The 23813-nt window shown below is 73.5% G+C and carries 22 protein-coding genes; 10 read left to right on the top strand and 12 right to left on the bottom strand.

Annotated elements, in window-relative coordinates; genetic code table 11:
• Window positions 1–11 precede the first annotated feature (11 nt).
• The 4 genes from ACIG3E_RS26945 to ACIG3E_RS26930 all read right to left on the bottom strand — a co-directional run bounded on the left by ACIG3E_RS26945 (window position 12) and on the right by ACIG3E_RS26930 (window position 4839).
• Window positions 12–1124 carry an ABC transporter substrate-binding protein gene (locus ACIG3E_RS26945; protein WP_399621395.1) on the bottom strand — a complete coding sequence of 371 codons (1113 nt, stop codon included), beginning with the start codon at window positions 1122–1124 and terminating at the stop codon, window positions 12–14.
• 79 nt (window positions 1125–1203) lie between these two features.
• Window positions 1204–2346 carry an acyltransferase family protein gene (locus ACIG3E_RS26940; RefSeq protein WP_399621392.1) on the bottom strand — a complete coding sequence of 381 codons (1143 nt, stop codon included), beginning with the start codon at window positions 2344–2346 and terminating at the stop codon, window positions 1204–1206.
• Between the two features lie 136 nt (window positions 2347–2482).
• Window positions 2483–3514 carry a hemolysin family protein gene (locus tag ACIG3E_RS26935; protein ID WP_399621389.1) on the bottom strand — a complete coding sequence of 344 codons (1032 nt, stop codon included), beginning with the start codon at window positions 3512–3514 and terminating at the stop codon, window positions 2483–2485.
• On the bottom strand, window positions 3511–4839 hold the full coding sequence (locus ACIG3E_RS26930; RefSeq protein ID WP_399621386.1) for a hemolysin family protein: 1329 nt from the start codon (window positions 4837–4839) through the stop codon (window positions 3511–3513). The genes ACIG3E_RS26935 and ACIG3E_RS26930 overlap by 4 nt, the downstream gene beginning before the upstream one ends.
• A gap of 228 nt (window positions 4840–5067) precedes the next feature.
• Here ACIG3E_RS26930 and ACIG3E_RS26925 point away from each other — a divergent pair, with 228 nt between their 5' ends.
• The 4 genes from ACIG3E_RS26925 (at window position 5068) to ACIG3E_RS26910 (ending at window position 7390) form a co-directional block, all read left to right on the top strand.
• On the top strand, window positions 5068–5508 hold the full coding sequence (locus tag ACIG3E_RS26925; RefSeq protein WP_399621384.1) for a hypothetical protein: 441 nt from the start codon (window positions 5068–5070) through the stop codon (window positions 5506–5508).
• A 145-nt stretch (window positions 5509–5653) separates the two neighbouring features.
• Window positions 5654–6301, top strand: a complete 648-nt coding sequence (locus ACIG3E_RS26920; RefSeq protein WP_399621382.1) for a DUF3105 domain-containing protein — start codon at window positions 5654–5656, stop codon at window positions 6299–6301.
• Between the two features lie 51 nt (window positions 6302–6352).
• Window positions 6353–7015 (top strand): DsbA family protein, encoded by a 663-nt coding sequence (locus ACIG3E_RS26915; RefSeq protein ID WP_399621379.1) that lies wholly within the window; start codon window positions 6353–6355, stop codon window positions 7013–7015.
• A gap of 21 nt (window positions 7016–7036) precedes the next feature.
• On the top strand, window positions 7037–7390 hold the full coding sequence (locus tag ACIG3E_RS26910) for a hypothetical protein (RefSeq protein ID WP_399621376.1): 354 nt from the start codon (window positions 7037–7039) through the stop codon (window positions 7388–7390).
• A gap of 123 nt (window positions 7391–7513) precedes the next feature.
• Here ACIG3E_RS26910 and ACIG3E_RS26905 read toward each other — a convergent pair whose 3' ends face one another.
• From ACIG3E_RS26905 to ACIG3E_RS26885, 5 genes are all read right to left on the bottom strand, one after another.
• The gene (locus ACIG3E_RS26905; protein WP_399621374.1) at window positions 7514–8479 is read right to left on the bottom strand and encodes a threo-3-hydroxy-L-aspartate ammonia-lyase; all 966 of its coding nucleotides are present in this window, start codon (window positions 8477–8479) and stop codon (window positions 7514–7516) included.
• Window positions 8476–9186: a transcriptional regulator gene (locus ACIG3E_RS26900; RefSeq protein ID WP_399621371.1), complete on the bottom strand. Its 711-nt coding sequence runs from the start codon at window positions 9184–9186 to the stop codon at window positions 8476–8478. Before ACIG3E_RS26900 ends, ACIG3E_RS26905 begins: the two co-directional genes overlap by 4 nt.
• Window positions 9187–9264: 78 nt before the next feature.
• Window positions 9265–9909 (bottom strand): CatB-related O-acetyltransferase, encoded by a 645-nt coding sequence (locus ACIG3E_RS26895; RefSeq protein WP_399621368.1) that lies wholly within the window; start codon window positions 9907–9909, stop codon window positions 9265–9267.
• Between the two features lie 210 nt (window positions 9910–10119).
• Window positions 10120–10782: a hypothetical protein gene (locus ACIG3E_RS26890; RefSeq protein ID WP_399621365.1), complete on the bottom strand. Its 663-nt coding sequence runs from the start codon at window positions 10780–10782 to the stop codon at window positions 10120–10122.
• Window positions 10783–11026: 244 nt separating this feature from the next.
• A complete protein-coding gene (locus ACIG3E_RS26885) occupies window positions 11027–11359 on the bottom strand; it encodes a hypothetical protein (RefSeq protein WP_399621362.1) in 333 nt (110 codons plus the stop codon).
• A gap of 94 nt (window positions 11360–11453) precedes the next feature.
• Here ACIG3E_RS26885 and ACIG3E_RS26880 point away from each other — a divergent pair, with 94 nt between their 5' ends.
• The 6 genes from ACIG3E_RS26880 (at window position 11454) to ACIG3E_RS26855 (ending at window position 18111) form a co-directional block, all read left to right on the top strand.
• Window positions 11454–12131 (top strand): cysteine hydrolase family protein, encoded by a 678-nt coding sequence (locus ACIG3E_RS26880; RefSeq protein ID WP_399621359.1) that lies wholly within the window; start codon window positions 11454–11456, stop codon window positions 12129–12131.
• 254 nt (window positions 12132–12385) lie between these two features.
• A complete protein-coding gene (locus ACIG3E_RS26875) occupies window positions 12386–13708 on the top strand; it encodes an amino acid permease (RefSeq protein ID WP_399621456.1) in 1323 nt (440 codons plus the stop codon).
• Between the two features lie 112 nt (window positions 13709–13820).
• Window positions 13821–14951 carry an FAD-dependent oxidoreductase gene (locus ACIG3E_RS26870; protein WP_399621356.1) on the top strand — a complete coding sequence of 377 codons (1131 nt, stop codon included), beginning with the start codon at window positions 13821–13823 and terminating at the stop codon, window positions 14949–14951.
• 1 nt (window position 14952) lies between these two features.
• A complete protein-coding gene (locus tag ACIG3E_RS26865) occupies window positions 14953–15858 on the top strand; it encodes an alpha/beta fold hydrolase (protein ID WP_399621353.1) in 906 nt (301 codons plus the stop codon).
• Window positions 15859–16020: 162 nt separating this feature from the next.
• Complete coding sequence (locus tag ACIG3E_RS26860) at window positions 16021–16806, top strand: FadR/GntR family transcriptional regulator (RefSeq protein ID WP_399621350.1); 786 nt, start codon at window positions 16021–16023, stop codon at window positions 16804–16806.
• Window positions 16807–16830: 24 nt separating this feature from the next.
• A complete protein-coding gene (locus ACIG3E_RS26855) occupies window positions 16831–18111 on the top strand; it encodes a CynX/NimT family MFS transporter (protein WP_399621347.1) in 1281 nt (426 codons plus the stop codon).
• 77 nt (window positions 18112–18188) lie between these two features.
• Here the strand turns inward: ACIG3E_RS26855 and ACIG3E_RS26850 are convergent, their stop codons facing one another.
• The 3 genes from ACIG3E_RS26850 to ACIG3E_RS26840 all read right to left on the bottom strand — a co-directional run bounded on the left by ACIG3E_RS26850 (window position 18189) and on the right by ACIG3E_RS26840 (window position 23665).
• On the bottom strand, window positions 18189–20306 hold the full coding sequence (locus ACIG3E_RS26850) for a DUF11 domain-containing protein (protein WP_399621345.1): 2118 nt from the start codon (window positions 20304–20306) through the stop codon (window positions 18189–18191).
• Between the two features lie 87 nt (window positions 20307–20393).
• The gene (locus tag ACIG3E_RS26845; RefSeq protein WP_399621343.1) at window positions 20394–22478 is read right to left on the bottom strand and encodes an isopeptide-forming domain-containing fimbrial protein; all 2085 of its coding nucleotides are present in this window, start codon (window positions 22476–22478) and stop codon (window positions 20394–20396) included.
• Window positions 22475–23665, bottom strand: coding sequence for a hypothetical protein (locus ACIG3E_RS26840; RefSeq protein WP_399621341.1), 1191 nt, complete (start codon window positions 23663–23665; stop codon window positions 22475–22477). The genes ACIG3E_RS26845 and ACIG3E_RS26840 overlap by 4 nt, the downstream gene beginning before the upstream one ends.
• Window positions 23666–23813 lie beyond the last annotated feature (148 nt).

The raw sequence follows: 23813 nt of genomic DNA, 5'->3' as shown, positions 1-23813 counted from the left end.
TCCCCGCGCGCTCACCCGACGTGCCGGATCCGGAAGCGGTCCACGGACGCCGGGTCACGGTCGACGACGCGGACCGGCGGCCAGGTCCACTGCCAGACGTCGATGCCAGGTGTGCGGGAGAAGCGGATCCGCCCGCGAGTGCCCTCGACGTCGACGTGCGGCCAGGACGCGGCGATGCCCACCCGGTCCGTGCCGTGCGAGCGCAGCACCTCGGCGAGGACGGCGACCGTGTCGTAGCCCTCGAAGGCGACGAAGGAAGGCGTCGCGGCGAGCTGCTCGCGCAGGGTCTTCTCCACGCGGGCGCCGAGGGGGCCGAGGCTGTCGGGCAGATAGCGCAGGAACGGGATCCCGGCGCCGTCGGCACCCAGCAGGGACGCCCACTCGGGGAGCTCGGGCTGCCCCGCCGGGGCACCGATCAGGACCTCGGCGAGGCGCCGGTCGCGGCGTACGGACCGCACGAGGGGCACCGCGGGCTCCGGGTGGCCGACGAGGAGCAGCAGGGCCGTCGCGCGCTGGTCGACGAGCGCGTCGCACACCGCTTCGGGGGTGAGCGCGCTCCTGTCGAGCTCGATGACGGTGCCGCCGCGCGGAGCGAGGTGGTCCCGCAGGACGCGGGTCCCGGAGGCCCAGTAGACGCTCGTCTGCGCCGCCACGGCGATGCGGCGGTGGCCCGCGGCGAGCAGGAAGTCCGCGTAGGTCCGCCAGCCGCGGGACTGCGCCGGAGCGATGCGCGCGACCCAGTCGGTCGGCTGGTCGGTGAGCGCGTCGAGCACCGCCGACGAGCAGAGGAACGGCAGGCCGAGGGCGTCGGCCCGGGCGGCGGCGGAGCGGGCGACGACGCTGTGGTACTCCCCCGCCACGGCGGCCACGCCCAGACCGGCCAGCTCGTCCACGGCCGCCGCGGCCCGGTGGGGATCGGCCGCGGTGTCCTTGACCACCAGCTCCAGTGGCCGTCCGCCGATCCCGTCGGCGTCGTTGACGTCGCGGACGGCGAGTTCCAGTCCGGCGAGCAGATGTCGGCCCGCCTCGGCCCAGCCGGGCCGGGTGAGCGGAGCGAGGGCGCCGATCCGGACGGACGGGCCGTCAGCGCGCCCCGCTCCGGGGGCTGGTGGTGGCGTACTCATGCGTCGGTGTCTCCCCGTGTGACGGTGCGGCTGCCGGACATTGATCCACCGCCGTCGCCCGGGGGCAACCGGTTTTCCGTCAGCCGGGCTGCCGGGCTCTTCGGGCGGGGCCCGCGTGGCGGCCCTTGCCGCGCCGGGTCTCCTTGAAGGCCCACGCCATCTTCGGTTCCATCGCGAAGCGGAACAGGCGCTGCACGGGCGGGGTGCACAGCAGGGTGACGACGGTGGCGGCGATCAGGGTCACGGCGATCGCGCCGAGCGGCCGGTGGATCCAGTCGTGGTCGTACCAGTCCCAGAACCGGGAGCCCTTGGCGAGGAACCCGTGCAGGAGGTAGCCGTACAGGGTGCCCGCGCCGAGCGCGGTGAACCACAGCCTGCGGCCCGGCACCCAGGCGAAGAAGCAGGCGACCAGGAGCAGGGAGCAGCCGAACATCGCCAGGGTCATGACGGCGCCGGCCCAGGCGGGGGCGGCCAGTTCCTGGGCGCTGTCGCGGCGGTAGAACCAGGCCGCGTTCATGCGCGGCGCCGCCCAGTAGGCGAACAGCAGGGCCGCGGCGAAGACGGGGACGGCCAGGACGCGGGCCTCACGGCGGCGCACGATGCGGAAGTGCTCCGGCTTCAGACACAGGCCGAGGACGAAGAACGGCAGGAACTGCAGGACCCGTTGGAGGTCCAGGTCGTCGCCGATCTCGGGGGACGCGGAGGCGAGCACCGCGATGGCGAGCGCGAGCGGGACGGGCCAGCGCACGATCTTCCACACCGGCGTGGTCAGGCGCCAGATGAACAGGGCGGCCAGGAACCACGTCAAATACCAGGGGTCGAGCAGGCTGACGGGGTAGGTCGGGTCGTCGTCCGCCCAGCGCTTGAACAGCGTGTACGCCGCCTCGAAGAGGACGTACGGGACGGCGATGCCCGTCACCAGGCGGCGCAGGCGTCCCGGGCTCGCGTCGAAGCTCCGGGAGAAGTAGCCGGAGATGACGATGAACGCGGGCATGTGGAAGGCGTAGACGGTGATGTAGAGCGCCGCCGCCGCGCGGCTGTCGTCACGCAGCGGCTCCCAGGCGTGTCCCATCGCCACTAGGACGATCGCCAGGTACTTGGCGTTGTCGAAGAACGAGTCACGCTTGGGGGTGGCCGCCGGTCTGACCGACGGCCGCTGAGGCGTGGGGTCCGGCGTACGCGTGCGTTCCGGGACGCGGGGCAGACGCAGTGTGTCAGTCACGGGCCCTCCCGAGGGAACCCGGGAGGGCGCACGCGCGTCTTACGTCAACTGTGGGGGTGGGGGAGGCGCTGGACATCCCCAGCACCTTCCCACTCCCCTTGTGGCCCGTTCAACCCTCGCACGTGTGACCCACCGCTCACACGTCGGCAGGGACGGCGGGGACCGGGCCGACGAGTTCGGACAGGACGTCCTCCATCGTGACGAAACCGATGACGGTGCCCTTGTCGCCGGTGACGGCGGCCAGATGGCTGTCCATGGCGCGCAGCGCGGTGAGGGTGTCGTCGAGCGGGGTGTCGATGCTGACCCGGGTCAGCGGGTGCAGCACGCCCCGGGCGAAGGGGCGGTCGCGGTCGGCGGTGCCGAGGGTGTCCTTGATGTGCAGATAGCCGAGCAGGGCGCCACCCGCGCCGGTGACCGGGAAGCGGGAGAAGCCGGCCCGCGCCGCCACCCGCTGGAGGCGGGCCGGGGTGATGGTGTCGTCGACGGTGCGCATGCGCGCGACCGGGACGAGGATCTCGCCGACCGGGCGCGTGCCCAGCTCCAGGGCGTCCCGCAGCCGTTCGCCGTCGGCGGCCGAGAGGAGGCCCGCCTGGCTCGAGTCCAGGACCATGCGGGCGAGTTGGTCGTCGGTGAAGACGGCCTCGACCTCGTCCTTCGGCTCCACCCGCAGCAGCTTCAGAAGGCCGTTGGCGAACGCGTTGACGCCGAAGACCAGGGGCCGCAGGGCACGGGTGAGCGCGACCAGGGGCGGGCCGAGGAACAGCGCGGTCGGGACGGGCGCGGCGAGCGCGATGTTCTTGGGGACCATCTCGCCGATCAGCATGTGCAGATACGTCGCCACGGTCAGGGCGATGACGAAGGCGATGGGGTGGACGAGCGCGCCGGGGATCCGGGCCGCCTCGAAGGCGGGCTCCAGCAGATGGGCGATGGCGGGTTCGGCGACGGCGCCGAGCACCAGCGAGGAGACGGTGATGCCGAGCTGGGCGGTGGCCATCATCGCGGAGATGTGCTCGATGCCCCACAGCGTGACGCGGGCCCGGCGGTTGCCCTCCTGGGCCCGGGGCTCGATCTGGCTGCGGCGCACGGAGATCAGGGCGAACTCGGCGCCCACGAAGAAGGCGTTGGTCAGCAGGGTCAGGGCGCCGATGAGGAGTTGCACGGTGGTCATCGGGCGTCCTCCATGACCTTGCGCGCGGCGGGCGCGAGGATGCGGACGCGGTCGGCGCGGTGGTGGTCGACCGCGAGGACGGTGAGCCGCCACCCGTCGACGTCCACGCCGTCCTCCTGGGCGGGGATGCGGGCGAGGCGGGTCGCGATCAGCCCCGCCAGGGTCTCGTACGGGCCGTCGGGCGCGGGCAGGCCGATGGCGTCGAGCTGGTCGATGCGGACGCCGCCGTCGGCCTCCCACGCGGCCCTGCCGTCCGGGTCGGGCGCCGCGGGCACCAGGTCGGGGACTTCCACGGGGTCGTGCTCGTCGCGGACCTCGCCCACCACCTCCTCGACGATGTCCTCGACGGTGGCGACCCCGGCGGTGCCGCCGTACTCGTCGATGACGACGGCCATGGTCCGGGTCGCCCGCAAGCGCTCCAGGAGCCGGTCGGCGGGCAGGCTGTCCGGCACCAGGAGCGGCTCGGTCGCCAGCGCGGTGACCGGGGTGCGCCGCCGCTCGTCCGGGTCGAGGGCGAGGACGTCGCGGATGTGGACGCTGCCGACGACCTCGTCGAGGCTGTCGCGGTAGACGGGGAAGCGGGACAGGCCGGTGGCGTGGGTGAGGTTCGCCGCGTCCTGCGCGGTGGCGTGGACCTCCAGGGCGCGGACGTCCACGCGCGGGGTCATCACGTTCTCGGCGGTCAGCTCGCTCAGGTGCAGGGTGCGCACGAACAGTTCGGCGGAGTCGGGCTCGATGGCGCCCTCGGCGGCCGAGTGCCGGGCCAGGGCGACGAGTTCGTCCGGGGTGCGGGCGGAGGCCAGCTCCTCGGCGGGCTCCAGGCCGACGCGGCGTACGAACCGGTTCGCGGTGTCGTTCAGATGCCGGATGAAGGGCCCGAACGCCGCGGTGAAGCCGCGCTGCGGATCGGCCACCACCTTGGCGACGGCCAGCGGGCGCGAGATCGCCCAGTTCTTCGGCACGAGCTCGCCGATGACCATCAGGACCACGGTGGACAGCACGACGCCGAGGACGGTGGCCACGGACGGGGCCGCCCCGCCGAGGCCCGCGCCCTCCAGCGGTCCGCGCAGCAGCGCCGCGAGGGACGGCTCGGCGAGCATGCCGATCACCAGGGAGGTGACGGTGATGCCGAGCTGGGCGCCGGAGAGCTGGAAGGTCAGGCTCCGTGCCGCCTTCAGGGCGCCCTGCGCGCCCCGCTCCCCGGCCGCGGCGGCCCGTTCCAGGTCACCGCGCTCGACGGTGGTCAGCGAGAACTCGGCGGCCACGAACACGGCACAGGCGAGCGTGAGGAGCAGGGCCAGGAGCAGCAGCAGGACCTCGGTCACCGTGCCACCCCCGTTCCCTCAACCTCCGGCTGCGGGCAGGGAATGGCACGGTTGGTACTGGGAGGCTCACCCATCGGGGGTCCGTGGCTCCTTCTCGTGGCTTGCGCGTGGATCAACGTCGGCGAGCGCCGGCGCGGCGCTCGCTTCCCCAGCCACTGTAAAGGAATGGCAAACCGTCCGACAGGGGCCTCTCCCCCGCCCGGAAGCGCCTTGGTTACGATCTCCGCGATGAGCGATCGGCAGCAGGGCACCGGGAGCGCGGCGGGGCGCGTCGCGCCGTTGCTCGTGCTGCGCTGCGCGGCCCTGTTCGCCGTCCTGGTGTGGATGCTCCCGGTGTGCGGCCACGCCTCGAACGCGGCGGCGCCCGTCCCGGTCGCCTCTGTCGTCGCGTCTCCGGCGGGCGGGACGACCTCTCTCGCGACTAGTACGAACGTTCTATCCGGACGCGGACACGATTGTCCGGACCGGGAGCACGGGCCCGGCGACGCGCACTGCCGCCCGGTGACCGAGGCCGCCGTCGCCACCAGCTCCCCCGCGCCGGTGCCGCCCCCGCTGTCGGCGGACGTGACCGCTGCTCCCTGGGCGGCGGAGTCCCTGGCCGCGCGCGGGGCACCGCCCGAGCCCGCCCCCACCCCCGGCATCCATCAGTTGCAGGTCCAGCGGACCTAGGAGCGGTCCCCGCACGCCCCGGCGCCCCTCGCCGCACGGCCGTGCCCGCCGTTTCCCCCTGCCGCCGCGACCATCGGCGCGCAGGCCGCCGACCAGTCGCAACGCACTGCCGCACGCCTTCGTGCGGCAGGGACAAGGACATGCCATGGGTTCCGCAGGAGCCAAGCAGAAGCGCGCCGACCGCCGCACGAAGATCGAGGAACTACGCCGCGCCGAGGCGGCACGCCAGCGCCGCAACCGCGTCGCCGCCTGGGTGTGCGGCGGTGTCGTCATCATCGGTGTGACAGCGGGCAGCTGGTACCTCGTGGACCGCTCCGCGACGCGGGACGAGCAGCGGGACAGCGCGGCGGCCGCCCCCATCAAGGGCGAGAGGTCCTTCAAGGACCTCGGCCGCAACCACGTCACCACGCCCGTCGCCTACAAGACGTCCCCGGCGGTGGGCGGTGACCACAACCCCGTCTGGATGAACTGCGACGGCGACCTGTACGACAAGGAGATCGACGAGACCAACGCGGTGCACTCCCTGGAGCACGGCGCGGTCTGGGTCACCTACAGCGACAAGGCCGCCGCCTCCGACGTGCGCGCCCTGAAGGCAAGGGTGGAGAAGACCCCGTACTCGCTGATGAGTCCGTACGCCGACCAGTCCGCGCCCCTGACCCTGTCCGCCTGGGGCAAGCAGCTGAACGTGAGGTCCGCCTCCGACCCGCGGGTGAGCGAGTTCTTCGCCACGTACGTGCAGGGCGCGCAGACCCCGGAGCCGGGTGCCGCCTGCACCGGCGGCAAGGCGGCGTGAGGCCCCCTCTCCCCCGCGACCAATCTGACGCACTCCCCGCACCAAGGAACCATGAACAAGCTCAAGCGCAACCTGATCGTCACCACCGTGATCGCGGCCGTCCTCGCCGCGGTCCTCGGCACCGCCCTGCTGGTCTCCCCCGAGGACAGCGGCGGCATGGACGTACAACCCGCCGCCGAGGCACAGCCCGTGCGCGCGGACAGCCACCGTCTGACCGACCCGAAGAAGAGCGAGCTGACCGTCGTCGAGTTCCTCGACTTCGAGTGCGAGGGGTGCGGCGCGATGTACCCGGTCGTGGAGAGGCTCCGCGAGGAGTACGGCGACCGGGTCACCTTCGTCGCCCGTTACTTCCCCATGCCCGGTCACCGCAACGGCGAGCTCGCCGCCCGCGCCGCCGAGGCCGCCGCGCGGCAGGGCAAGTTCGAGGAGATGTACACCAAGCTCTTCACCACGCAGCAGGAGTGGGGCGAGTCGCAGGACTGGAAGGAGGACGTCTTCCGCGGCTATGCCAGGCAACTCGGCCTCGACCTGGGCGCGTTCGACGCGGCGCTCGCCGACCCGGACACGGCGGGGCGGGTCCAGGCCGACCAGCGCGACGGGCTCGGGCTCGGCGCGCGCGGCACCCCGACGTTCGTCGTCGACGGCGCGGTGATCCCCACGCCCGCCTCCTACGCGGACTTCAAGGCCCTCATCGAGGAGCGGCTCACCGACTGAGCGGCCCGGTAGATTGATCGCATGTCTTCCGTACTCGTGGTCGGCTACGACCCCCAGGCGATTCCCGGCGTCGACGCAGAAGCCGTACACGCGGTGCTCGACGCGCAGCTGAAGCGGTTCGCCGAGCTGGACATCGAGGCGGCCATGACGGTGGTCGTGTACGACGAGTCGGCCGAGCCCACCCTGGTGGAGTCGCTGACCGAGCGTCCGTGGGACGTCGTGGTCGTCGGCGGCGGGATCCGCAAGACCGAGCAGCTGCTTCCGCTCTTCGAGCAGATCGTGAACCTGACCCGGCGCCACGCACCGCAGGCCGCCCTCGCGTTCAACAGCAACGGCGGAGACACGGTCGAGGCGGCGCGGCGCTGGCTCTGGTGAGCGCCCACCGGGCGGGCCGCCAGGTCCTGTACGCACGGACCCGGGCGGGCGAGACGCTGGTGGCGGCGGCAGGGGCGGGTTAGGAGCCGCCGCCCGGGATCGTCGGTTCGGTGGGGTGGTCGTCTAGCCGCAGAGCTCCGCGAAGCGCTCGGTGCTGATGTTGCCGCCGGAGATGAGGACGCCGACGCGCGGCGGGACCTGGGGGAGGCGGCCCGCCAGGAGGGCCGCGATGCCGGTCGCCCCGCTGGGCTCGATGACGATCTTCAGGCGCTCGAAGGCGAACCGCATCGCGTCGCGGATCTCGTCGTCGGAGACGAGCACGATCTCGTCCACCAGGCGCTGGTTGATGGGGAAGGTCAGCTCGCCGGGGGTCTCGATGGCCTGGCCGTCGGCGATGGTGCGCGGGACCGGGACGGAGACGCGGTGTCCGGCTTCGAGGGACCGCTTGGTGTCGTCGCCCGCCTCCGGCTCCACTCCGATCACGCGGATCCGCGCGTTCAGGCCCTTCGCGGCCGTGGCGCTGCCCGCGATCAGACCGCCGCCGCCCACCGGGCTGACCAGGGCGTCCAACGCACCGACCTCCTCGATGAGTTCGAGGGCGGTGGTGCCCTGGCCCGCGATGACGTCCGGGTGGTCGTACGGCGGGACCAGGGTGAGGTCGCGCTCCTCGGCCAGCTGCCTGCCGATGGCGGTGCGGTCGCCGGAGTAGCGGTCGTACGTGACGATCTCGGCGCCGTACCCCTCGGCGGCCCGGCGCTTGGAGAGCGGGGTGTCCTCCGGCATGAGGATCACCGCGGTGCTGCCCCGCTCGCGGGCCGCGAGGGCGATGGCCTGGGCGTGGTTTCCGGAGGAGAACGAGGCGATGCCCTTGGCCAGTTGCTCGGGCGTGAGCCGGGCCACCGCGTTGTAGGCGCCGCGGAACTTGAAGGCGCCGATCCGCTGGAAGTTCTCGCACTTGAGGAAGACCTCGGCGCCCACGCGGGCGTCCAGGGTGCGGGAGCGGAGGACGGGCGTGCGGTGGGCGACGCCCTTGAGCCGGGCGGCGGCGTCGCGCACGTCGTCGAGGGTGACCAGGGGGGTGCTCGTCATGCGGGTGCTCCTGGTGAGGTGTCGGGCCCGGGCGACGAGGCGCCCTGGGCGCGGGACTTGGCGAGATAGCTGTAGGCGGAGGCGCGGGAGATGCCGAGGCGGGCGGCGACCCGCGGGACCGCGCCCCGCACGGCGAAGACGCCGTGCTCGTCGAGGCCGCGGAAGAGCTCCACGCGCGCGTCGCGGCCGAGCTCGCTCCACGGGCGGCTCAGCTGGAGCTGGTGGCTGTCGACGATGGAGCTGACGACGGAGCCGACGTCGTCGCCGAACGTCGTGGTCGGCACCTCCGACCGGGGGGTCACGCCCGCGAGTTCGCCGATGAGGGCGCTCGCCTGCTGCACCGCGGTGATGTCGAGGTTGACGCACAGCGCGCCGAACACCGAGCCGCCGCTGTCGCGCAGCAGCATCGTGGACGACTTGACCAGCTTGCCGTCCCGGGTGCGGGTCAGATAGTTCAGCTCGTCGGCCGCGTCGTCGCCGCGGGCCAGCATGCCCATGCCGATCTCGCTCATCGAGCCGCCGACGCTGCGGCCCGTGACGGCTCCGGCGATCGCCACGACGGACCTCTCCGGCCGCCGGTAGTCGTGGACGACCGCTTCGCACAGGGAGCCGAAGGTGGCGACGAGCCCCTCGACCACCGGCGCGAGGGCGGCGATGATCGCGTCGCGCTCGGCGTTCCGTACGTCGTCGGCGCTCTCGGCGCTCATGTGGTGGCCCTCCCCTGCCGCAACAGCTCTGGACTAAAAGTACACCGCTTGGACAGAAAGTCCAGAGCTGTCGGCGGGCTACGCCGCGGGCGCCACCGCCTCCAGGTCGGCCACGCTGCCCGACATCACCGCGGGGATGTGGCGCGTGAGGTGCTCCAACGGCCAGTCCCACCAGGCCAGTTCGAGCAGCCGGGCGATGTCGTCGTCATCGAAGCGGCGGCGCAGCAGCCGGGCCGGGTTGCCGCCCACGATGCCGTAGTCGGGGACGTCGTCGACGACGACGGAGCCGGACGCGACGACCGCGCCGTGGCCGATGCGGACGCCCGGCATCACCAGGGACCGATAGCCGAGCCACACGTCGTGGCCGACGACGGTGTCCCCGCGGCCGGGAAGCCCCGCGATGAGGCCGACGTGGTCGGCCCAGGAGCCGCCCATGATCGGGAAGGGGAACGTGGACGGGCCGTCCATGCGGTGGTTGGCGCCGTTCATGATGAACCGCACGCCCTCGCCGAGGGCGCAGAACTTCCCGATGACGAGCTTCTCGGGCCCGTAGTGGTAGAGCACGTTGCGGGTCTCGAAGGCGGTCGCGTCGTCGGGGTCGTCGTAGTAGGAGAACTCGCCCACCTCGATCAGGGGCGAGGTGACCAGCGGCTTCAGGAGCACCACGCGGGGCTGCCCCGGCACCGGGTGCAGGACGGTGGGGTCGGCGGGAACGAGTGGCATGGTGGCGCCCTTCCGGTGTGCGGCCAGGTCTCGGGCGCGGGTTGCGCCCGCTGCATGATCCCTGGACCGACCGGTCCGCGGCACGCGGTTTACGCGCCGTGGGGAGCACCCGCCGAGGACGCGAGAGTGAACGCGCCCGGGCCCCCGGCGCGTCCACTGGGGGACGCGCCGGGGGCCCGGACCAGGTGCGCGAAGGGGCGCCGAACGGGGCTATCGCACCGTCACGGTGAAGACGGGCGACAGGGTGGCGCCGCTCTTGGTGCGCAGCTCGTTCTTGCCCTTGAGGCCGAGCTTGACGCGCAGGGAGTACGCGCCGGACTTGTTGACGGTGGTGGACGCGGGCAGCGTCTTCCAGGTGCCGTGCTGCTTCTGCTGGAGGTCGACCTTGGCGCCCGCCTTGATGCCGGTGGCCTTGCCGTTGACGCGCAGCTCCTGCCAGGCCTTCACGGAGGTCGCGGTCGGCTTGGCGGTCAGGGCGGCCTTCACCTTGGCGGTGGGGCTGGTCTTCTGGGTGCCGAGGCTCTTGCCGGTCTTGACGTCCCAGATGGCGTACGGGGTGCCGCCGCCCTGCGTCTTGCTGTACAGGCGCTTGCCGTCGGCGCTCAGGTGCAGGTAGATGCCGTCCTCGACGGTCTGGCCCGGCTTGAGGGCCTTGCCGTTGTAGTACGGCTTGCCGCCCTTGACGGTGAGGGTGACACCGGCGCCGATGTCGATCTTCACGGGCTTGGCGGCGGCGGTCCGCACCGCGGCGGGCCGCTCGGGGGCGGGGGTGCTCGCCAGCGCGGCCGCGGCCGGGGCCAGGAGGGCCGTACCGGCGAGAACCGAGACGGTGGCGGTGCGGAGGGCGCTGCGGCGGTGAGTGGTGGTGCGCATAACGACGGTGTTCCCCTTCACGGTCATGGGTCTGTTCGCGTGCACGGCACGGCTGCGCCCTCGGGCGGCGCCGCGCGGTGCGGTCCCGTTTCATCCCCGCCGTCCGTGCTGTCCTTGCTGTCCGGCGGGTACGGAATAAACCTAGTTCACCCGCCATTACGGCTATCCGAAGATCGTGTAACGGCGCCCCATAGATCACTTCACGGCATGGCGTCGGCCCGCTCCCGCACCGCCGGGGCCGCCCTCAGCCGTCGAGCCGCACCCCCTGCTTCCTCGCGTAGCCACTCCTCCCCTTGGTGTGCCACCACTCGGAGACGTCGATCCGCAGTGACTGCGCTATCCACGCCACCAGGCCCTCGGGCGGGCTTCCGTTGAAGACGTTGATGTCGCTGTTGTCGCGCTCGGAGCGGACCGACCAGCGGCCGTCGGGGGCGACGACGTCCAGGTACACGTCGAACTTCCGCCCGCTCACGACGACTTCGAGGTCCGTGACCTCCAGGACGGCGCGTCCGCCCTCGTCCCACTTCCCCACGACCAACGGGGCCAGCAGGTCCCGCACTTCCTCCGGAGTCAGCATCCGTCCAGGGTCCCGCACCGCCGTGGACCGCGAGCCCCGGGATACTGCTATCGTCCACCTCGGATCGAGGTACCTCGATTCGAGTTACTGAGTCATGACGAGCTATGGAGGTGCGATGGTGTTCACCGAGGAGTGGGTGACGGCGCGGGCCAAGGACGGCTACGAGCGCGGGCGGGCGTCCTTTGCGATCCGCCCCGAGCGCTCGGCGCTCCTTGTCATCGACATGCAGGACGAGTTCGTGCGCCCCGGCTTCAGCCCGTACTGGGTGCCCGCCGCCACGCGGATGGCGCCCCGGCTGCGCGGCCTGGTGGAGCGCTGCCGCGCGGCGGACGTGCCCGTCGTCTGGACCGTCTTCGACGACACGCACCTGGGCCTGGACCGCCCGCACGCGCTGCGGTACCTGCCGCACGGCGACACCGGGTGGACCAGGCCGGGGCCCGCGCGGGTGTGGCACGAGATGGGCGCCCGCGAGGACGAGGTCGTCATCCGCAAGCCGTCGTACGGCGCGTTCTACGACACCCCGCTGGACACGATCCTGCGCAACCTCGGCCGGGACACGGTCGTCGTGACCGGGACCCTCACCAACTACTGCTGCGGCACCACGGCCCGGCAGGCGTACGAGCGCGGCTACCGCGTGGTGTTCGGCGCGGACGTCACCGCGACCGACGACGAGAGCCGCCAGGAGCCGGAACTCGCCGTGCTGCGCAAGGGGTTCGCGCGGGTCCTCGACGCGGCGGAGATCGGCGCGCGGCTGACCGGAACCGCCGCGTGACGGCCCACCGCCCCAGGCCCACCGCCCCAGGCCCACCGCCCCAGGCCCACTGCCCCAGGCGCACCGCCCCCAGGCCACCGCCCCGCGGCCCTCCGTCTCGCCGCGTCCACGCACCCGCAACACCGCGGCAACACCCCCGCAGAGTTGGCCGCCTAGCGTCGCCTGACGTGAGCACGGACACGCGGAACACCTCGGCCCCGCCCGCCCCCACGCCCGGCGAGGGCGGCCTGGGGAAGGGGCTCCAGCGGCGGCACATGAACCTGATCGCGCTGGGCGGGGTGATCGGCGCCGGGCTCTTCGTGGGCAGCGGCGTGGTCGTAAGGCAGACCGGGCCCGCGGCCGTCGTCTCCTTCCTGGCCGCCGGGGTCCTGACCGTGCTCATCATGCGGATGCTCGCGGAGATGACGGTGGCGCGGCCCGCACTCGGCTCCTTCTACGCCCATGTGCGCGAGACGCTGGGCGCCCGGGCCGGGTTCGCCGTCGGCTGGCTGTACTGGTACTTCTTCGTGATCGTGGTCGCCGTGGAGGCGGTGGCCGGGGGGCGGATCGTCCGGCTGTGGCTGCCCGACGCGCCGCTGTGGGCCGTCAGCCTCGTCCTGATGGCCCTGCTCACGGCGACCAACATGGTCTCCGCGCGCTCCTTCGGCGAGTTCGAGTACTGGTTCTCGTCCGTGAAGGTGCTCGCCATCGTCGTGTTCCTGTTCCTGGGCGCGCTGTACGTCCTCGGGCTCTGGCCCGAGGCGTCCGGCGGCCTCGGCCACCTCACCGCGCACGGCGGCTTCGCGCCCGAGGGCGTGGGGGCGGTGCTCGCCGCCGTCGTGCCGTGCGTCGGCTTCTTCACCGGCGCGGAGATCGTGACCATCGCGGCGGCGGAGTCCACCGAGCCCGAGCGCGCCGTCGCCGCGGCGATCCGGTCGATCGTGCTGCGGGTCGTCGCGTTCTACGTCCTGTCCATCCTCGTGGTCGTCGCGGTGGTCCCCTGGACCGACGACGCCGTCGAGGTCAGCCCGTACGCGGCGGTCCTGGAGCGCCTGGACGTGCCCGCGGCGGCGACCGTCATGAACGCGGTCGTCCTCGTGGCGGTCCTGTCCTGCCTCAACTCCGCGCTCTACACCTCGTCCCGGATGCTCTTCGCGCTCACCCGCGGCGGTGACGCGCCGCGCGGCTTCACCAAGCTCAGCCGGGGCGGCGTGCCCCGCCGCGCGATCCTCGCGGGCACGTCCGTCGGCTACGCCTCGGTCATCGCGGCGTGGATCTCCCCCGACGTCGTCTTCCAGTTCCTCATCGACTCGTACGGGGCCATCGCGCTCTTCGTCTACCTGGCGATCGCCGTCGCCCAGCTGCGCATGCGCCGCACCCTGGAACGCGAGTCTCCCGACCGGCTCACCCTGCGCATGTGGGGCTTCCCCTGGCTGAGCCGCCTCACGATCGCCGCCATGGGCGCGGTCATCCTCGCGATGGCCTTCCTGCCCGACAGCCGGACGCAGTTCTGGCTGAGCCTGCTGACGGTGGCGATCGTGCTCGGCGCGTACGAGGTGAGGCGGCGACGCGGGCAGCCGCGCACCCCTGGGCCGTAGGTCCGCTGTCGGGGCCTGTAGGCGCGCTGTCGGCGGCCCGTCGGCGGAGTCCGGCACCGTGCGGGGACGGCCGCCCGGAGATCACCGGCGACCCCGACCCCGAGGAGCCCGCATGCCCACGCACGTCACGATCATCGGCGCCGGACTCGGCGGACTCACCCTGGCCCGCGTCCTGCACCTGCACGGCATCCCGGCCACCGTCCACGAGGCGGAGCCCTCCCCCGCCGCCCGCGCCCAGGGCGGACTGCTCGACATCCACGACTACAACGGCCAGCTCGCCCTCGCCGCCGCCGACTTGATGGAGGAGTTCCAGGGCATCGTCCTGGAGGGCCGCCAGGCCATGCGGATCCTCAGCCCCGACGGGACCCTCCAGGGCGAGGTCGGCGACGACGGCACGGGCGGCCGCCCCGAGGTGCAGCGCGGCGAGCTGCGGCAGGTCCTGCTCGACTCGCTCCCGGCGGGCACCGTCCGGTGGGGGCACAAGGTCAGCGGCGTCCGCGCCCTCGGCGCGGGGCGCCACGAGGTGACGTTCGCCGACGGCTCCATCCTCGTCACGAACCTGCTGGTCGGCGCGGACGGCGCGTGGTCACGGGTGCGGCCGCTGCTCACCGCGGCCACCCCCGCGTACACCGGCAAGTCGGTGGTCGAGACCTATCTCTTCGACGCCGACCACCGCCACCCCGCCACCGCGAAGGCGGTCGGCGGCGGATCGATGATCGCGCCCGCGCCGGGCAGGGAGATCTTCGCGCACCGGGAGCGGGGCGGCACGCTCCACGCCTACATGGGCCTCTCCGAGCCGCAGGAGTGGTTCGCCGCCATCGACTTCGGCGACGCCGCCGGGGCCGCCGCGCGGATCGCGCGGGAGTTCGACGGCTGGGCCCCTGAGCTCACCGCGCTCATCACCGCCAGCGATGTCGCGCCGGTCCTGCGCCCCCTCCACGCCCTGCCGCACGGGCACCGCTGGGACCGGGTGCCCGGGGTGACCCTGCTCGGCGACGCCGCCCACCTCGCGGCCCCCAACGGCGAGGGCGCCAACCGGGCCATGCTCGACGGCGCCGAACTCGCCCGGGCCATCGCCGCGCACCCCGACGACATCGAGGCCGCGCTCAGCGCGTACGAACCGGCCATGTTCACCCGAAGCACCGAGCCCACCCCCCTTGACGGCATGGAGGACCAGGAGATCGACTTCGAGAACGGAGCGGGCCAGGCCATGCTCGAACTGATCACCGGACACCGGAGCTGAGTTGACGGAGCGGCAGGGCCTCACGCGGATGACCGACGCGGCGCGCATCCACTGGCGGGCGCTGGACGACGGGGCCGGGCAGGCGCTGGGTGACCAGGCCCGGCAGGCGCTGGACGACCCGGCCCGGCGGCCACCCGTCGTCCTGCTGCACGGCGGCCCCGGCCTGCCCGACTACCTGGGCCCCGTCGCCGCGTCGATCGCGGACCTCGCCCCCGTCTACCGCTACGACCAGCGCGGTACGGGCCGGTCCCCGTGGCAGGGCCGCCACACGCTCGCCCGGCACGTCGCCGACCTCGCCGAACTCCTCGACGCCTGGTCCGCGCCGTCAGCGGTGCTCATCGGCCACTCCTACGGCGCCGACCTCGCCAGCCGGTTCTGTCTGGCCCACCCGGGGCGGGTGGCCGCGATGCTGCTGATGTGCGGGCCGTTCGTCGGCGACTGGCGTACGGACTACCGCGCGGCGCGCGCCCACCGCATGACCCCGGCCCAGCGGGAGCGGCTCTCCGTACTCCAGCAGGAGCCGCACCGCACGGAGGCCCAGGAGGTCGAGCTGCTCACGCTCTCCTGGTTCACCGACCACGCCGATCCCGAACGCGGTTGGCCCTGGGCCGCGCACAGTGCCCGGCTGCGCCGCCCCGTCAACTGGGCCATGAACCGCGAACTCGGCGAGGCGGGCCGCGCGGATCCGCTCGACCTCCACCTCGACACCCTCCGCGCCCGCCTCCCCACCCGGACCGAGCTCCTCGGAGGCACCGAAGACCCCCGCCCCTTGTCGGCCCTCGCGTCCCTGGCGCACCGATTGGATGTGCCGCTGACTCGAATCGCTGATGCGGGTCACGAGCCTTGGCTGGAGCGACCGGAGGCGGTGCGGGGAGTGCTTCGCGGGTTCGTACGGGGACGGGGGTAGCGGGTCACCGCGCCGGGCGAGGGTCCGCGGGCGTCCCGCGAACGCAGGTTCCGCCGTGGGCGGGCCCGGCCGCTTGACACCTCAAACATGGGATGTTCCCATGTTTGAGCGTTCAGAGAAGACGTACGTCCACGAAACCGTTCGGCAGAGAGGCCCCGACCGATGCCGCTGCGCACCACCGCACGGACCAACCTCGTCGATCTCGTCATCGCTCAGATGGAGAGCCTCATCGCCGACGGCGAGTGGCCGGTCGGGGCGAAGATCCCGGCCGAGCCGCAGCTCGTCGAGCAGCTTTCCGTCGGGCGCAACACCGTGCGGGAGGCCGTCCGCGCCCTGGTGCACACCGGGATGCTCGAACCCCGCCAGGGCGACGGCACCTATGTGCGCGCGAGCAGCGACCTCGGCGCGGCCGTGCAGCGGCGGCTGCGCAGGGCGGGCGTCCTGGAGGCGTACGAGGTGCGGGCGTCCCTGGAGCGGGACGCCGCCCGGTACGCGGCCGAGCGCCGCACTCCGGAGGACCTCGACGCGCTGCGGACGGCCCTCGCCGAGCGCGGCCGGGCCTGGGAGGCCGGGGACATCGACGCGTTCATCGACGCGGACATGACCTTCCACCGCGCGGTGGCCGCCGCCGCCCACAACAGCGTCCTCGCCGATCTGTACGGGCACCTCAGTGACGGGATGCGCTCCACCCTCCAGTCGGTGGTCGGCGCCCCGGTCCCCGACTCCGTACGCCACCAGATCGGCGCCCACCAGGCGATCCTCGACGCCATCGAGGCGCGAGACCCCGCCGCGGCCGAGTCCGCCGTGCTCGCCCATCTCGCCGAGGGCATGGCCGCGCTGCGCGAGCAGCCGCTGGACGACCACGGCGGCGACGGCCGCGGCAGCGACGGCACCGGCACGAACGGCACCGGCGGCGCGCACCCGGACGCCGCCGCCCCCACCCACTGACACCCCACCCTCAGGAGACACGGCATGCGCAGGGAAGCGCCCGCCGCCACGGCCACCGTGGCGCGGGACGACGACACCACCGGCACGGCCCCCGGCCAGGCGCCGCCGGGCCCGCCCGGCGTCACCGGGCGCCGCGCGCTGTACCTCGGCCTCGGCGTCGTCCTGCTCGCCCTGAACCTGCGCCCCGCGCTCGTCGCCGTCTCCCCCCTCGCGGACGTCATCCGCGACGACAGCGGCATGTCGGCCACGGCCACCAGCCTGCTCACGGCGCTGCCCCTGCTGTGCTTCGGGCTGCTCGCGCCGGTCGCGCCCGGCCTCGGCCGCCGCTTCGGCATGGAGCGCTCGCTGCTCGGCACCATGGCGCTGATCTGCGCGGGCACCGCGCTGCGGATGGTGGACTCGGTGCTCGCCCTGTTCGCGGGCACGGTCGTCATCGGCGCGGGCATCGCCGTCGCCAACGTGCTCCTGCCCGGCCTGATCAAGCGGGACTTCCCGGGGCGCGCGGGCCTGATGACGGGCCTGTACTCGATGTCGCTGTTCGGCGGCGCCGCGCTCGCGGCCGGGGTCACCCTGCCGGTGCGGGACGCCTCGGGCATGGACTGGCGGACCACGCTGGCGTGTTGGGGCGCGCTCGCGCTGCTCGCCCTGGTGGTGTGGCTGCCGCAGGCGCGCTCGCGCACCCGCGTCGCCGCGGCGGCGGCCCGGCAGGCGGCGCACCCGGTGCGCGGCCTGTGGCGCTCGCCCCTGGCCTGGCAGGTCACCGCGTACATGGGGCTGCAGTCGCTGAACTACTACGCCGCCGCTGCCTGGCTGCCGACGCTGCTCCAGGACTCCGGGATGAGCGCGGGCGACGCCGGGTGGATGCTGTCGTTCTCGGCGCTGCTCGGCATCACGGGCTCGTTCGTGACCCCGGTGATCGTCGGCAGGCGGCTGAGCTCCGCGCTGCTCTCGACGCTCGGCGCGCTCCTGTGCGCGGCCGGATACGCCGGGCTGCTCACCGCCCCGGTCGGCGGCGCCTATGTGTGGATGAGCCTGCTCGGGCTCGGCCAGGGCGCGGCGATCAGCCTCGCGCTGCTCTTCATCGTGCAGCGGGCGCCGGACGCCCGGCACGTGGCGCAGCTGTCCAGCATGGCGCAGTGCTTCGGCTACGTCCTCGCCGCCACCGGCCCCGCCATCCTGGGCGCCGTCCACGACGCGTCCCACGACTGGACGATCCCGGTGGTGGTGCTCCTGGTGCTGCTGGTCCCGCAGGTCGTGGTGGGCCTGGGCGCGGCCCGCGAACGGCACGTGCGCGGGACGGCGTAGCCGCCTCGCGGCGAACAGCCCTGTGGGGCGGGCCGGGCGGCCCGCCCCACAGGGCTTCACCTCAACCTCCGTGAGCGTCAGGGAATCTGCTTGGTCACTTCCAGGTCGGCCGTCGGCTTGGTGACCGTGCCTCCGGGCGGGCCCGTGGTGCTGGAGTTGTTGTCGCTGACCGGGTCCTTGGTCGCCGACGACACGGTGGCCGTGTTGGCGAGGTCGTCGCCGTCACCGGTGTAGGTGGCGGCGAGCTTCACCTTGAACACCCAGCTGACCGAGGCCCCGGGGGCCAGGGTCGCGAGGGGGCCGCAGGTGACCGTGCGGCCCGCGGTGCACGGGTCGTCCGAGGAGACGAAGCTCAGCGCCGTGGGCAGGACGTCGGACACCTGGACCTGTTCGGCCTGGGACGGGCCCTTGTTGGTGACCGTCAGCGTGTAGTCGAAGGTCTCGCCGGGGGCGACCGGCTTGTCCGTGGCGGGCTTCTTCACGATCGCGAGGTCGGCGGCGGGCGCCGCGATCCCGCCGTCCGGCGGACCCGCGGTGTCGGTGTCGTTGTCGCTGCTCGGGTCGATGTTGTCGGCGGTGACGTGGGCGGTGTTCCTGATGTCGCTGCCGTCGCCGTGGTAGGCGGGGTCCACCTTCACCGTCAGCGTGTACTCCACGGTCTCGCCGACCTTGAGCGGGGTCGTCCGTCGGCAGTTCACGACCTGCCCGGAGACCGTGCATCCCGCGGGCGAGGAGGAGACGTACGACAGGCCCGTGGGCAGGGCGTCGGTGAGCTTGACGTTGTACGCGTCCGCCGACGGGCCGTTGTTGGTGACGGTGATCTTGTAGTCGAAGGTCTCGCCGGGGCGCGGCGCGGTGTCGCCGACGGCGGTCTTGGTCACGGCCAGGTCGGCCGTGGGCTTGTTGACCTTGCTGCCCGGCACCCCGGCCTCCGCGCTGTTGTTGCCCGGGACGGGGTCCGTCGTGTCGGAGGAGACGGTCGCGGTGTTGCGGATGTCACTGCCGTCGCCGGTGTACTCGGTGTCGAGCCGGACGGTGAACTTCCACGTCTTCGACGCGCCCGGTTCCAGGGCGGCCTGCGGCCCGCAGGTGACGGTCTGGCCGGAGGCGGTGCAGCCGTCCGCCGACCCCACGAAGGCCAGGCGCGCGGGCAGGGTGTCCACCGCCTTCGCGTTCAGGGCCCGGGAGGGGCCGTCGTTGGTGACGGTCACGGCGTACTCGAAGGTCTCGCCCGGTGCGATGGGCGTGCTGGTCGTGGGCTCCTTGCCCGCCCAGAGGTCGGCCTGGGGCTCGGTGACGCCGCCCGGGGGAAGGACCGCCGTGCTGGTGTTGTTGCTGAGGTCGGGGTCCTTGGAGTCGGACGTCGACGTGGCGGTGTTGTGCAGGTCGGAGCCGTCCCCCTGGTAGGCGGCGCTCAGCTTGACCTTGAACGTCCACTTCACGGAGGCGCCGGGGGTGAGCTTGGCGTGTGGGCCGCACGTCACGGTCTGTCCGGACGCCGTGCAGGGGTCGGCCGACGACACGAACGAGACGCCGTCGGGCAGCGTGTCGGTGGCGCGCACGTTACGGGCGTCCGAGAGGCCCGCGTTGGAGGCCTCGATCTCGTACTCGTACTCCTGGCCGGGCACGATCGGCCCGTCGCCGAGGGCCGTCTTCACGGTCGACACGTCCGACTCGGGCGTGAACGGGCCCGGCGGGATGACGGGGTCCGGCTTGTTGTTGTCCGGGTCGGGGTCGGTGGAGTCCGAGGTGCCCGACGCGCTGTTGCCGAGGTCCGAGCCGTCGCCCTGGTAGGACGAGCTCAGCCGGGCCAGGAACGTCCACTTCTTGGTCTGGCCCACGCCGAGCTGCGGCTCGGGGCCGCAGGTCACCGTGCGGCCGCTGGCCGAACAGCCGTCGGCGGACGACACGAACGACATGCCCTCGGGCAGCGTGTCCGAGGCCGTCACGTTGCGGGCCACGGACGGCCCGTTGTTCTTCGCCGTCAGCGTGTACGTGATCAGTCCGCCGGGCGGGGTGTCCGCCCGGCCCGCCGCGGGCAGGGCGCGGCTCAGGTGCGTGGTCACCCTCGCCCCGGAGCCGGACGGCGCGGCCGCCCGGGCCGGGTCCTGTCCGGACCACTGCGGCAGCACGCAGATCAGCGCGGCGACCGCGGCGCCCACGAGGGCGCGTCGGCGATGTCGTGTCGTACTCATCTCACATCGGTTCCGTTCGTGCTCCGGTCACGTACACCGCTGTACGGACGCGCGAGGGGAGGGGGCCCGCCACCGCGGCGGGACCCGTCAAGCGGGGGTGTTCTCGGCCTTCTTGCCGAACTCGAGGTCGGCGGTCGGCGGCTTGACCCGCCCGCCGGGCACGGTGGCGCTGCCGCTGTTGTTGCCGGTGTCGGGGTCGGCGGTGTCGGCGTCCGCCGTCGCGATGTTGAGGACGTCCGTGCCGTCGCCGCTGTACTCCGCGCTCAGCCGTACCCGGAACGTCCACGACGTGGAGGCTCCCGGCGCCAGGGTCGCGACCGGTCCGCAGGTGACCGTGCGGCCCGCGAGCGTGCAGGCGTCGGCGGACGACACGAAGGTGAGCGAGGTCGGCAGGAGGTCGGTGACCCGCACGGCGCGCGCGACGGACGGGCCCTTGTTGGTGACCGTCACCGTGTACGCGTACTCCTCGCCGGGCGCCACGCTCGCGCTGGTCGTCGTGCGCTTGACGGTCGCGAGGTCGGCGGCGGGCGCCCGCACCCCGCCCGGGGGCGGGGCGGCGGTGCTGGTGTTGTTGGTGAGGTCGGGGTCGGTGACGTCGTGCGTGACCTTCGCGGTGTTGCCGAGGTCGGAGCCGTCGCCCTGGTACGCGGCGTCGAGCTTGACGCGGAACGTCCAGGACACCGACGCGCTCGCGGCCAGCCTGGCCGTGGTGGGGCAGGTGACGGTCTGCCCGGACGCCGTACAGCCGTCTGTGGAGGACACGAAGGTCAGGCCGGTCGGCAGGGTGTCGGTGACCTTCACGGTGGTGGTGTCGGAGGGGCCGTTGTCACGGACCGTGATCCGGTACTCGAACTCCTCGCCGGGGCGCACCGGGCCCTGCCCCACCCCCGCCTTGCTGACGGCCGCGTCGGCGCGCGCGGTCACGGTGGTGGAGGCGGTGGCGGAGTTGTCGTCGGGGTTGGTGTCGGTCCGGTCGCCCGGGGCGATGACCGTCGCGGTGTTGGTCAGGGTGGTCGCCTGCGCGGGGGCGGTGCCGGTGACGGTGTACGTCACGGTGCCGCCGCGGGCCAGGTCGGCGGTGGTGTCGAGGGGGCCGCTGCCCGACGCCGCGCCGCACGCGCTGCCGGAACTCGCGGCGCACGTCCAGGTCACGTCCGTGAGGCCGGGGGCCGCGTCCTTGACGGCCGCGCCGGTGACCGCGTTGGCGTCGCTGTTGGTGACCTTCACCGTGTACGTGACCGGTCTGCTCCCGGCCGCGACGGTGGCGGGCTTGCCGGTCTTGGTGACGCTGAGGTCCGTCGGGACGTTGATCTTGAGGTCGCCGATCTCGTGGTTGTTCGTGGCACCGCCGGTGCCCGCCGAGAAGCCGACGCGCAGGGTGGACGGCAGCGACGGCTGGCCGGTGATGGTCGACACGTCGTAGTCGCTGATGAGCTTGGTGAACGCGGTGCCCGGTCCGGAGTCGGACCAGACCGACACCAACGGCTTGCCGTTCGTCGGCTGCACCGTGATGCGCACGGTGCGGAAGTTGGTGCGGCTGCCCGTCTCGACGGTGCCGCCGGGGCCGCTGGCGGAGGTGCCGTAGCGATAGCCGGACGTGCCGTTGCCGCCGCCGCGCAGCACGATCTTGTTGGGCTGGGTGCCGGGGCCGCTCGCCCCGGTCGAGCTGGCGGAGAAGTTGCCGAACTCGTCGATGCCGACGCCCAGGAACGCGCCGGGCACGCCGCTGCTCGTGCAGCGCGTCGCGAAACCGGCGCAGGCGTAGCCGAGGGCGCCGCCGGTGGCACCGGTCCCGGTCGCCGCGGAGCCGTCTGCGAGGAAGAACGCCAGGCCGTCGCCCCGCTTGCCGTCGAAGGTGCTGCCGCCGTAGGTGGCGTACGTGAACTCCGCGACGATGCCGAGGCTCGTGGGGAAGGAGTCCTTCATCTGCCACGACCCCGCCCTGGTCGTCTGGGCCGGGGTCAGCCGCAGCCAGCCGCCCGAGTAGGAGGCGCTGCCCGTGGCGGTGCCCAGGTCGTTGCCGTTGTCGAAGCCCTCGTGGACCGGGAAGGCCAGCTCGGCTCGCGCGTGCGAGGCCGCCGTGGCGGGGAGCAGCCCGCCCACCAGGGCGCCGAGCGCGAACAGCAGGGTGGCGAGCCGTCGGGGGCCCGCGAGGTGCCGGGAGGTCGTCATCGCCGCGGCCCCTGCCCCGCCTCGCGGCGTCGCACGGCCGCCACCAGGAGGCCGCCGCAGGTCACGGCCGCGCCCGCGACCCAGCCGAGCCAGGCGGGCACGTCACCGCCGGTGTCCGGCAGTTCGCCGTGGTCGCCGGTCTTGACGTACACCGTGTACGGCGGGTTCTGGTTGTCGCTCGGGTCCGGGTCCTTCGTCGTGGAGGTGACCGAGGCGACGTTCTCGATCCTGCCGAAGTGGCGGGTCTGCGCCGTCGCCACGCGGACGGTGAGCGCGTACGAGACCGAGGTGCCCGACGCGAGACGGTCGGGGCCCGGGCAGACGATCAGGCGCCCGCCGTCGTCCGGGGCGCAGCCGTCCGGGGAGCCGACGAAGCGCAGGCCCTTGGGCAGCGGGTCGGTCACCCGCAGTCCGCGCGCGGTGCCGGGGCCGTTGTTGTGCACGGTGATGCGGTACGTGAAGGTCTCGCCGGGCCGGACCCAGTCCCGGCCGCCGGGCAACACGGCCGTCTTGGTGAGCGAGAGGTCGGCGCGGCCCCAGTCCGGCGGGACGGGCAGGCCGGTCACGGACGTCGTGTTGTTGCTCGCGTCGGGGTCGCGGGTCTGCGAGGACACCGAGGCCAGGTTCACGATGTCGCGGCCGTCGCCCTCGTAGTCGTCGGCGAGGCGTACGGTCACGATCCAGGTGTGGGACGCGCCCACGGCGAGCTGCGGCAGCGGGCCGCAGGTGACGGTCCGTCCGCTCGCGGCGCAGCCGTCCGCCGACGACACGAAGACGAGGGACGCCGGAAGCCGGTCCTGGACGGTGACGCCGACGGCCTGCGACGGGCCGTGGTTGACGGCGGTGATGCGGTAGTCGTAGACCCCGTCGGGCCCCGGGGCCGCGGCGCTCCGCTCGGGCCCTGCGGAGTGCGACCGGACCTCCAGGTCGGCCCGGGCGGCGGCGGCCGGGCGGCCCCGGCGCTCGCGGGCCCGGGGGGACGGCGGCGGGGCGGAGGCGCGGGGAGCGGCGGGCGTGGTCTCCGCCTCCTCGCGGGGGGCGTGCGCGGGCGGGCCCTTCCGTGCGGGGGCGCCGGGCGAGGCGGGCTGCGGCGCCGCGGCGGACGGCCGTGCCGACGGGGTCTGGCGGCGCGCGGCCTGGGGGCCCTGCGGCGGCGCGCCCCTGCCGGGCGCGGAGGCCGAGGGCACCGGCGTACCGGAGGGCGTGCCCGAGGGGGAAGCCGACGCCGCCGGTGACGGCGGGGCGGGCGCGGGCACGGACCCCGAGGGCGACGGCGACGCCTCCGCGGAAGGTGACGCCGCGTCACCGGAGGGCGGAGGCGCGGCTTCGGAAGGC

The sequence above is a fragment of the Streptomyces sp. NPDC053474 genome (assembly GCF_044544845.1).
Classification (GTDB): domain Bacteria; phylum Actinomycetota; class Actinomycetes; order Streptomycetales; family Streptomycetaceae; genus Streptomyces.
The sequence above is the reverse complement of the archived record's forward strand: the minus strand, read 5'-3'. Positions and strand labels throughout refer to the sequence as shown.